General features: G+C 63.8%; 10 protein-coding genes and 1 pseudogene. 6 read left to right on the forward strand and 5 right to left on the reverse strand.

Going from position 1 to position 8,410, the window contains the following annotated elements:
* Positions 1-259: pseudogene (locus B3D39_RS15855) on the reverse strand (radical SAM protein); the annotation flags it as partial.
* A 169-nt stretch (positions 260-428) separates the two neighbouring features.
* Between B3D39_RS15855 and B3D39_RS15860 the strand changes: the two are divergent.
* The 4 genes from B3D39_RS15860 (at position 429) to B3D39_RS15875 (ending at position 3,698) form a co-directional block, all read left to right on the forward strand.
* The gene (locus B3D39_RS15860) at positions 429-1,130 is read left to right on the forward strand and encodes a corrinoid protein (protein WP_078519368.1); all 702 of its coding nucleotides are present in this window, start codon (positions 429-431) and stop codon (positions 1,128-1,130) included.
* A 117-nt stretch (positions 1,131-1,247) separates the two neighbouring features.
* The gene (locus B3D39_RS15865; RefSeq protein WP_165756922.1) at positions 1,248-1,406 is read left to right on the forward strand and encodes a hypothetical protein; all 159 of its coding nucleotides are present in this window, start codon (positions 1,248-1,250) and stop codon (positions 1,404-1,406) included.
* Positions 1,403-2,080: a DUF1638 domain-containing protein gene (locus tag B3D39_RS15870; protein WP_274963850.1), complete on the forward strand. Its 678-nt coding sequence runs from the start codon at positions 1,403-1,405 to the stop codon at positions 2,078-2,080. The genes B3D39_RS15865 and B3D39_RS15870 overlap by 4 nt, the downstream gene beginning before the upstream one ends.
* 139 nt (positions 2,081-2,219) lie before the next feature.
* Complete coding sequence (locus B3D39_RS15875) at positions 2,220-3,698, forward strand: SulP family inorganic anion transporter (RefSeq protein WP_274963849.1); 1,479 nt, start codon at positions 2,220-2,222, stop codon at positions 3,696-3,698.
* A gap of 100 nt (positions 3,699-3,798) precedes the next feature.
* Here the strand turns inward: B3D39_RS15875 and B3D39_RS15880 are convergent, their stop codons facing one another.
* The 3 genes from B3D39_RS15880 to B3D39_RS15890 form a co-directional block, all read right to left on the reverse strand.
* Positions 3,799-4,398: an HNH endonuclease gene (locus tag B3D39_RS15880; protein WP_078519371.1), complete on the reverse strand. Its 600-nt coding sequence runs from the start codon at positions 4,396-4,398 to the stop codon at positions 3,799-3,801.
* Between the two features lie 220 nt (positions 4,399-4,618).
* On the reverse strand, positions 4,619-5,281 hold the full coding sequence (locus tag B3D39_RS15885) for an alpha/beta hydrolase (protein ID WP_078603767.1): 663 nt from the start codon (positions 5,279-5,281) through the stop codon (positions 4,619-4,621).
* Positions 5,278-5,910, reverse strand: a complete 633-nt coding sequence (locus B3D39_RS15890; protein ID WP_274963848.1) for a DNA-3-methyladenine glycosylase family protein — start codon at positions 5,908-5,910, stop codon at positions 5,278-5,280. Before B3D39_RS15890 ends, B3D39_RS15885 begins: the two co-directional genes overlap by 4 nt.
* A gap of 74 nt (positions 5,911-5,984) precedes the next feature.
* On the opposite strand from B3D39_RS15890, the gene B3D39_RS15895 reads away from it, so the two are divergent.
* Entirely contained in the window at positions 5,985-7,199 is a 1,215-nt protein-coding gene (locus B3D39_RS15895) for an MFS transporter (protein ID WP_414718017.1), read from the forward strand.
* Between the two features lie 108 nt (positions 7,200-7,307).
* On the opposite strand, the gene B3D39_RS15900 is transcribed toward B3D39_RS15895, so the two are convergent.
* The gene (locus tag B3D39_RS15900; RefSeq protein ID WP_078519374.1) at positions 7,308-7,808 is read right to left on the reverse strand and encodes an Lrp/AsnC family transcriptional regulator; all 501 of its coding nucleotides are present in this window, start codon (positions 7,806-7,808) and stop codon (positions 7,308-7,310) included.
* 168 nt (positions 7,809-7,976) lie between these two features.
* Here B3D39_RS15900 and B3D39_RS15905 point away from each other — a divergent pair.
* The coding region (locus B3D39_RS15905; RefSeq protein ID WP_286789868.1) for an NAD(P)/FAD-dependent oxidoreductase at positions 7,977-8,410 on the forward strand (434 nt) is incomplete at its 3' end.

An 8,410-nucleotide genomic window follows, 5' to 3' on the forward strand; every position in this document is an offset into this window, starting at 1 on the left:
AGCCATGCTCGCAGCCGCGATAGGGGTTGAGCGAGCGCTCGAAGGGCACATCGGGCGACTGGTTGCGGGTGATGACAGAGCGCGGACGCTCCACCGAGACCTCGGTACGGGTCAGGCGCTCCTCTTCGGGGATGTCCCAGCCGTCATGCTCTGGCGCGCGGGCGAAGGGCTCGAACCGGCCTACGGGGCGCGCCGCGGCACCGCGCGCGCGCAGACGCTCGGACGGGTTCGCGGGGGGAAGATCGAATGGCAGACTCATGCCCGGAATTTAGAACGAAATGAGAACATTTGCCAAGTAGAGTCCGGATGCGGGCCTACCAACACCATGCGAGGTCGGACAAAACACCGCGCATGTCGCAAATCGCCAAGACTTGACGGGGCCACGGCCTCACCACAGGGTAACACCGGCTAGCAGGAGACTATTGGACATGGCCGAAGACGAAGACGATATCATCCTCTCGGAACTCGACGACGACGAGCTCACCGCGCAGATGATGGATGACCTCTATGACGGTCTCAAGGAAGAGATCGAAGAGGCCACCCGGATCCTGCTCGATCGCGGCTGGACGCCGTATGACATTCTGACCAAGGCCCTCGTCGCGGGCATGACCATCGTGGGCAACGACTTCCGCGACGGTATCCTGTTCGTGCCGGAAGTGCTGCTGGCGGCAAATGCGATGAAGGGCGGCATGGCCATCCTCAAGCCGCTGCTGGTCGAGACCGGCGCACCGCGCATGGGCAAGATGGTCATCGGGACGGTGAAGGGCGATATTCACGATATCGGCAAGAACCTCGTTGCGATGATGATGGAAGGCGCAGGTTTCGAGATCGTCGATCTGGGCATCAACAACCCGGTCGAGAACTACCTCGAAGCGATCGCGCGCGAAGAGGCCGACATCCTCGGCATGTCCGCGCTGCTGACCACCACGATGCCCTACATGAAGGTCGTGATCGACACGATGAAGGAACAGGGCATCCGCGACGATTACATCGTTCTGGTGGGCGGTGCGCCGCTCAACGAGGAATTCGGCAAGGCGATCGGTGCCGACGCCTATTGCCGCGACGCCGCCGTGGCGGTGGAAACGGCGAAGGATTTCATCGCCCGCAAGCACAACCAGATGAGCGCCTGATCGCCGATCGCGCGCGCATCTAGGCTGATATGTATGGAGAAGGCCCCGATTTTTTCATCGGGGCCTTTTCATGTGCGCTTCCCCGCCCCATACTTGAAGAGAAGGGGGAAACGAGAAATGCCGCTGCCACATTTTCTGCTGCTGATCCTGTTTGTGATCGTTCTGGCGGGCTTGACGATCTGGGCCTTTGCCGCATCGGGCGTGCCGATGGCGATGCTCGGGCTGATGGTTCTCGTCGCAGCAGGCGTTGCCCGGATGATGGCACGGGTGGAATGACCGCCCAGAAGGCTGCCTCGCTTCCCGGCGACATGACCTTATCCGAAAATGGCTTAGCTCCCGAGGGCTCGGGGCGTCTTTTGCTGATCGCCTGCGGGGCATTGGCGCGGGAGATTCTCGCGCTCAAACGGATGAACGGCTGGGATCATATCGACCTGACCTGCCTGCCCGCCAATCTGCACCTGTACCCCGAAAAGATCACCGCCGCCGTCGAAGAGGCGGTGCAGCGCTATCGCGACCAATATGACGATATCTTCGTGGTCTATGCCGATTGCGGCACGGGCGGGAAATTGTTGGAAAAGTGCAAGTCTTTGGGGGTCGAGATGGTCGAAGGCCCCCATTGTTATTCGTTTTTTGAAGGCAACGCGGCCTTTGCCGAAACCGCCGAGGACGAAATCACGGCCTTCTACCTCACCGATTTCCTGACCCGTCAGTTCGACGCATTCGTCTGGAAGCCGATGGGCTTCGACCGTCACCCCGAGCTGATCCCGATGATGTTCGGCAATTACGACCGGCTGATCTATCAGGCCCAGACCGACGATCCCGCGCTCGACGCGAAGGCGCGTGAGGCCGCGGAGCGGCTCGGCCTGCGCTATGAGCGGCGTTTTACGGGCTATGGCGATCTGGCCACCAGTCTCGCCAAATTTGCCACGAAATCGGGCAATCCGGCTTAATCCTCTTTGAATTTTTCTTAAAACCCGACCCGCGGGGCTTGGCATCGCCACGTCACCCGGGTATTGGCTTCGCCAAATCTCACATCCCTCCGGCCCGCCCCTCCCCGGTCGCGGGCCTTTCTAATTGCAGGACAACCGTATGACCTTGTCGCAATGGCGCAGCCAGTGGACTGGCAACTACCGCGCTGACATTCTCTCCGGTCTCGTGGTGGCACTCGCGCTGATCCCCGAGGCCATCGCTTTCTCGATTATCGCGGGCGTGGACCCGAAAGTGGGCCTCTACGCCTCCTTCATGATCGCCACGATCACAGCTTTCTTCGGTGGCCGCCCGGGCATGATCTCGGCCGCCACCGCCGCGACCGCCGTGCTGATGGGCACCCTGGTGCGCAGCTACGGGCTCGACTACCTGCTCGCCGCGACGGTGCTGGCGGGCGTGCTTCAGGTGATTGCCGGGGCGCTGAACCTCGGGACGGTGATGCGCTTCGTGTCGAAATCGGTGATGACGGGCTTCGTGAACGCGCTCGCCATCCTGATCTTCATGGCGCAATGGCCCGAGCTGAACCCCGCCAATGTGCCGGTGGTGGCGACCTATGCGCTGGTGGCACTCGGCCTTGCGATCATCTACCTGCTGCCGCGCTTCTTCCGCGCCATCCCCTCGCCGCTGATCGCGATCCTCGTGCTCAGCGCGGTCTCGATGGGGCTGGGGCTCAACGATGTGCACACGGTGTCCGACATGGGCGCCCTGCCCGATCAGCTACCCTCGCTGCTGATCCCCAACGTGCCGTTCAACTTCGAGACCCTGCAGATCATCCTGCCCTATTCGGTGGGCGTGGCGGTCGTCGGCCTTCTCGAGAGCCTGATGACGCAGAACATCGTCGACGAGATGACCGACACGCGTTCGGATCGTCGTCAGGAATGCTTCGGTCAGGGCATCGCCAATTTCTGCACCGGCTTCATTGGCGGCATGGCGGGCTGCGCAATGATCGGCCAGTCGGTGATCAACGTCACCTCGGGCGGGCGCACGCGCCTGTCGACCCTGACCGCGGGGATCGCGCTCCTGATCTTCTGCGTGGTGCTGGGCGAATGGGTGGGCCGCATTCCGATGCCCGCGCTGGTGGCGATCATGATCATGGTGTCGATCGGCACGTTCAGCTGGGCCTCGCTGGGTCAGCTGCGCACGATGCCGATGTCGTCCAACGTGGTGATGCTGGCCACCGTCGCCTTCGTCGTCGCCACCCATAACCTCGCCATCGGGGTGCTGGTGGGCGTGCTGCTGTCGGGTATCTTCTTCGCGGGCAAGATCGCGCGGATGACCGAGATCTCCTCGCGCTACAACGAGGCGCATCACCTGCGGACCTATTACATCAAGGGCCAGATCTTCTTCGCGACCGTGGAAGAGTTCAACCGCGCCTTCGACTTCCAGGAGAAGCTCGACCGCGTGGTGATCGACCTGACCCACGCCCATATCTGGGACATCTCCTCGGTCTCGGCGCTCGACCGGGCGGTGGGCAAGTTCCGGATGTCCGGCACGGATGTGAAGGTCGTGGGCATGAACCACGCGACCGAGACGATCATCGACAAGCTGTCGAATGGCGGTCAGGTCGCGGCGGGGCACTGAGGGGGCTCTGCCCCCGCTTGCTGCGCAAGCCCCCCGGGATATTTTCACCAATACGAAAAAGGGCGTGCCGGAGACGGCGCGCCCTTTTCTTTAAGCTTCCTCAGGCTTCCAGCTCGGTGTCCCAGTAGAGGAAGTCCATCCAGCTTTCATGCAGATAGCCCGGCGGGAAGCGACGCCCGATGCGCAGCATATCCTCGGGCTGAGGCTGGCGCGCGGGCTTGAGAAGATGCATCCCCGAGCGCTCCAGCGGCTTGTTGGCCTTGCGCAGATTGCACGGCGCGCAGGCGGCCACGACATTCTCCCAGCTGGTGATTCCACCGCGCGAGCGCGGGATCACATGGTCGAAGGTCAGATCGCCCCGCTTGCCGCAATACTGGCACTTGAATTCGTCCCTCAGAAAAAGATTGAAGCGCGTGAAAGCCACGCGCTTCTGGGGTCGGACATATTCTTTGAGGACGACGACGGAGGGGATTTTGAAGGCCTGCCTCTGGCTGCGCACCACTTCTTCGTATTCGGCGAGGATCGTCACCCTGTCGAGGAAGACCGCCTTTATCGCCTCCTGCCAAGGCCATAGCGACAGCGGGTAATAGGAGAGCGGCCGGAAATCGGCGTTGAGCACCAGTGCCGGGTGCTGTCTCAGCGCCGCCGGTTCGCGGGTGAATTGGGTTCGAAAATTCGTCCTGTCGCACTCGTCCAGCATGGGTGACTCCGTCCTCGCCCTGTCGCCTGCCTCGGCTCAGGGGCGGGGTCCGCCCCTGCCTTATCCATGACTATATATGGCGTTCGCGATCTGGCAAGCCTCTTGATCTCGCGATTGCTGCCATGCGGCATGGGTAGCAAACAGCCATGACAGAGAAATGACGCTGCGCGAGCGTTTGGCAAGGTTGCAGGTGCCGCGGCGATCGGCGGCCGCGGGCATCTCAGCCCGGCAGTTTGTCTTGCAGGAAGGACAGCGCCACCGAGAGCCCGTCGGGTGCGATGCCGTGACCGGTGCCCTTCATCACATGGGCATAGGTGTCGAACCCCGCCGAGACCAGCGCATCGCCCGCCTTTCCCATATCGGCGAAGGGCACGACCGGGTCCTGATCGCCATGGATCAGCAGAACCGGCGGCTTCGAGATCGCCTCGTTGCCCAGAGCTTCCGGGCGCAGAAGACGGCCCGAGAAGGCCACCAGCCCCGCGACAGGCTCGGCCCGACGCGGCAGCACTTCGAGCGCAGTCATCGTGCCTTGCGAGAAGCCGATCACGGCGAGCTGCGCGGGCGTCAGCCCCTGCTCTTCCAGCACGGAATCGAGGAACGCATCCACGTCCGCGGCAGCGTCCTTGAGACCCTGAGCGGATTCCGCTTCGCTGGAATTGTCGATCCAGGGGATCGGGAACCATTGCCGCCCGTATGGCGCCGCGCGGCAGGGTTCGGGCGCGTCGGGCGCGAGGAACAGCGTGTCGGGCATGTGCTGCCCCAGCGGATCGGCGAGGCCCAGCAGGTCCGCCCCGTCCGCGCCGTAGCCATGCAGAAACACCACGGCGGATTTCACCACCCCCGATTGCGGCTCTTTGCGTCCGGCTTCCAGCTTGCGGGTCATGGGGCCACTCCTTCACGATCTTTACAGGCCGCGTAATAGGCCCAGAGGCCGCGCGCCGCAACCGCGCGCCACGGCGACCAGGCTGCCGATAGCTCATTGAATTGCTTGCGCTTGGGCCGCTCGGCCAAATCGAACAGGAGCCGCGCCCCTTCGGCCAGCGCGAGATCGTCGACCGCGAAGACATCGGCGCGACCCAGAGCGAAGATGAGATACATCTCCACCGTCCAGCGCCCGATGCCCGGGATCGGCAGGAGCTGCGCGACCACCTCCTCGTCGGGCATCGCGCGCAGCCCCTCGAAATCGACGCCGGAATTGGAGAGCGCCTGCAGGTAGCGCACCTTCTGGCGCGAGAGACCACAGGCGCGCAGGTCCTCTTCCGAGGCGCCCGCGATAGAGATCGGATCGCCATAGCCCGCGCCGATCACCTTGTTGCGGATCGAATTGGCGGCTGCGACCGAGACTTGCTGGCCGATGATCGCGTCGCGCAGCGCCTCGAACCCGTCCTCGCGGCGGCGCAAAGGCCACGGCCCCGTCAGCGCGCAGACCTCGGCAAAACGCGGCTCGGCGCGGCAGAGAAATTCGGTGCCCTCGGCAATATCGTCTTCGCAGGTAATGATACGTCCAACCATGCGCGACACCCTGCCTCATGCCGCGCCCGCTTGCCAGCCCCCAATCGCCACGCTAGCAAGCTGTCATGAGTGACATGACCGCCCCTCCCGCCTCTCGCGAAAAGCGCAATACGATCGTGCTGGTTCTGGCCCAGGCGCTTCTGGGCGCGCAGATGCCGATGATCTTCACGGTGGGCGGTCTTGCGGGCCAGATGCTCTCGCCCAATCCCTGCCTCGCGACGCTGCCCTTGTCGCTGATCATTCTGGGCTCGGTCCTCTCGGCGCAGCCGATGTCGGAATTCATGGCCGCGAAAGGCCGCCGCGCGGGCTTCATCCTCGCCAATGCGATGGGGGCGCTGGGGGCGGCGACCGCGGCCTATGCGCTCTATCACGGGTCGTTTGCGCTGTTCATGCTAGGGTCGTTCTTCACCGGCACCTACATGTCGGCGCAGGGTTTCTACCGGTTCGCGGCGACCGACACCGCCAGCGCCGAGTTCCAGCCCAAGGCGATCTCATATGTGATGGCCGGCGGGCTTGTGGCCGCGATCATCGGCCCGCAGCTCGTGAAGGTCACGAGCGAGGCGATGGTCGTGCCCTTCATGGCGACATATCTCGCGATCATCGCGATCAATGCGCTCGGGCCGATCCTGTTCTCCTTCCTCGACATCCCGGCTCCGGGGCGGCGCAAGAAACACGAGCATCACGAGGGCCGCACCCGGCGCGAACTGCTGAAAGACCCGGTGATCCTCGTCGCGATGATCTGCGGCATGGTCTCCTACGCGCTGATGAACCTCGTGATGACCTCGACGCCGCTGGCCGTGGTCGGCTGCGGGTTCGAGCAGGGCGACGCGGCCAATATCGTCTCGGCCCACGTGCTGGCGATGTATCTGCCGAGCTTCTTCACCGGCCACCTGATCGCGCGCTTCGGCAAAGAGGTGATCGTGGGCACCGGCCTCGTGATTCTCGCAGCCTCCGGCGCGGTGGCGCTGACCGGGGTCGATCTGGACCAGTTCTACATCGCCCTGATGCTGCTGGGGCTGGGCTGGAACTTCGGCTTCATCGGCTCGACGGCGATGCTCGCTTCGGCCCATAGCCCGGACGAGCGCGGCCATGTGCAGGGGATGAACGATTTCGTGGTCTTCGGCGGTGTGTTCCTCGCCTCGCTGTCGTCGGGGGGGCTGATGAACTGCGCCGAGGGCGGCAATGCCCAAGCGGGCTGGCAGGCGGTCAATCTTGCGATGATCCCCTTCCTGACGCTGGCCGGGGCGGCGCTGATCTGGCTGGTGCTGCGCCCGAAAGAGACCCGCTAAGGGGGCGCCGCCCGCCCTTCGCTCTTGCGAAATATCCCGGGGTGGGAATTCGCGACAGCGAAGGGAGGGGCAGCGCCCCTCCGACAACGTCTCAATTCAGGGTAAGGCTCAGGCCAGCTTGGCGATGCGCTCTTCGAGCACGTCGAAGGGCACGCCCGGCTCGTCCTTGGCGCAGCGGATCACCAGCGAGGTCTTCACGCTGGCCACGTTCTCGGCGGCGGTGAGTTGGCCGGTCAGGAAGCTCTGGAAGCTCGAGAGGTCCGGCGCCACGCATTTCAGCACGAAATCGATCTCGCCATTGAGCATGTGGCACTCGCGCACGAGCGGCCATTCGCGGCAGCGCGACTCGAAGTTCGACAGATCCGCTTCGGCCTGGCTGTGCAGGCGCACCATCGCGAAGACCTGCACTTCGAAGCCCAGCTCGCGCGGGTTCACATCGGCATGGTAGCCACGGATGTAGCCCGCCTCTTCGAGCGTGCGCACACGGCGCAGGCAGGGCGGGGCCGAAATGCCCACACGCTTGGCCAGTTCGACATTCGTCATCCGCCCGTCCGCCTGCAGTTCGGCAAGGATTTTGCGGTCGATGTCGTCGAGCCGGGAGGTGGGCATGTTGAAACAATCCTTCGTGGGTTGCGGCAGAACTTACCGCTGGAAGAGAGGATGCGCAATAATATTTCGCGGACTGCTCCGCAAGTGCTATTTGTCGCGGCAAGCAGGGGCTTTTCGGCGCGCCTCGCTCCGACTATATCCGTCGGGCAGAATTCCAAGGAGGCAGGCATGTCCGAGACGAAGAAAACCAAGGTTCTGATCATCGGCTCCGGCCCTGCGGGCTACACGGCGGCGGTCTACGCGTCGCGTGCGATGCTCGAGCCGGTTCTGGTGCAAGGCATGCAGCCGGGCGGCCAGCTGACCATCACCACCGAGGTCGAGAACTGGCCCGGCGAGAGCGAGATTCAGGGCCCCGACCTGATGGTGAAGATGGAAGAGCATGCCCGCGCGATGGGCACCGAGATCATCATGGACATGATCACCGAGCTCGACACCTCGAAGCGTCCCTTCGTGGCGAAAGGCGATTCGGGCACGACCTACGAGGCCGCGGCGGTGATCCTCGCCACCGGGGCGCAGGCGAAATGGCTGGGTCTTCCCTCGGAAGAGAAGTTCAAGGGCTTCGGCGTCTCGGCCTGCGCCACCTGCGACGGCTTCTTCTATCG

Origin of the sequence: Thioclava sp. UBA3469, assembly GCF_002378135.1 — a bacterium.
In the GTDB taxonomy this organism is placed as follows: Bacteria; Pseudomonadota; Alphaproteobacteria; order Rhodobacterales; family Rhodobacteraceae; genus Thioclava; species Thioclava sediminum.

Bases quoted from the DNA above. Each gene is read 5' to 3' on its own strand.
- B3D39_RS15875 (WP_274963849.1), top strand. From the start codon at position 2,220: ATGACCTTGTCGCAATGGCGCAGCCAGTGGACTGGCAACTACCGCGCT.
- B3D39_RS15895 (WP_414718017.1), top strand. From the start codon at position 5,985: ATGACCGCCCCTCCCGCCTCTCGCGAAAAGCGCAATACGATCGTGCTG.
- B3D39_RS15865 (WP_165756922.1), top strand. From the start codon at position 1,248: ATGCCGCTGCCACATTTTCTGCTGCTGATCCTGTTTGTGATCGTTCTG.
- B3D39_RS15870 (WP_274963850.1), top strand. From the start codon at position 1,403: ATGACCGCCCAGAAGGCTGCCTCGCTTCCCGGCGACATGACCTTATCC.
- B3D39_RS15900 (WP_078519374.1), bottom strand. From the start codon at position 7,808: ATGCCCACCTCCCGGCTCGACGACATCGACCGCAAAATCCTTGCCGAA.
- B3D39_RS15890 (WP_274963848.1), bottom strand. From the start codon at position 5,910: ATGGTTGGACGTATCATTACCTGCGAAGACGATATTGCCGAGGGCACC.
- B3D39_RS15880 (WP_078519371.1), bottom strand. From the start codon at position 4,398: ATGCTGGACGAGTGCGACAGGACGAATTTTCGAACCCAATTCACCCGC.
- B3D39_RS15885 (WP_078603767.1), bottom strand. From the start codon at position 5,281: ATGACCCGCAAGCTGGAAGCCGGACGCAAAGAGCCGCAATCGGGGGTG.
- B3D39_RS15860 (WP_078519368.1), top strand. From the start codon at position 429: ATGGCCGAAGACGAAGACGATATCATCCTCTCGGAACTCGACGACGAC.